Source organism: Acinetobacter sp. CFCC 11171, assembly GCF_003268405.1.
Taxonomy (GTDB): Bacteria; Pseudomonadota; Gammaproteobacteria; order Pseudomonadales; family Moraxellaceae; genus Acinetobacter; species Acinetobacter amyesii.
This window is the reverse complement of record NZ_LQXP01000135.1, coordinates 1-304: the sequence shown is the minus strand read 5'-3', so window position 1 is coordinate 304 and position 304 is coordinate 1. Positions and strand designations below refer to the sequence as shown.

The window sequence follows — 304 nt, the reverse complement described above, 5'->3', positions numbered from 1 at the left end:
AATTTAATAAGACGCGCATATTACGCTAACTTCTTACTAAATTCTATAATCTAGTCAACCAACTGGTTACCACTTAGACATTCAACCTCATTCATTTTCAAAACAGTGTTTTGCAAATGAATTCGTGGTGGAGACTAGGAGAGTCGAACTCCTGACCTCCTGCGTGCAAAGCAGGCGCTCTACCAACTAAGCTAAGTCCCCAGCTTATCATTTGTGATTCGATGTATCAGATTATAGCCTGCGCACTCACTCACGTTCGTTTGCCTTGCGCTTCGCCTTAAAGCAGTGCTTTAAGTCTTGCTCA

At 42.4% G+C, this 304-nt stretch carries 1 tRNA gene; it reads right to left on the bottom strand.

Annotated elements, in window-relative coordinates:
• Window positions 1-125: 125 nt before the first annotated feature.
• Window positions 126-201, bottom strand: a tRNA-Ala gene (locus AVJ20_RS18200).
• Window positions 202-304: the final 103 nt, after the last annotated feature.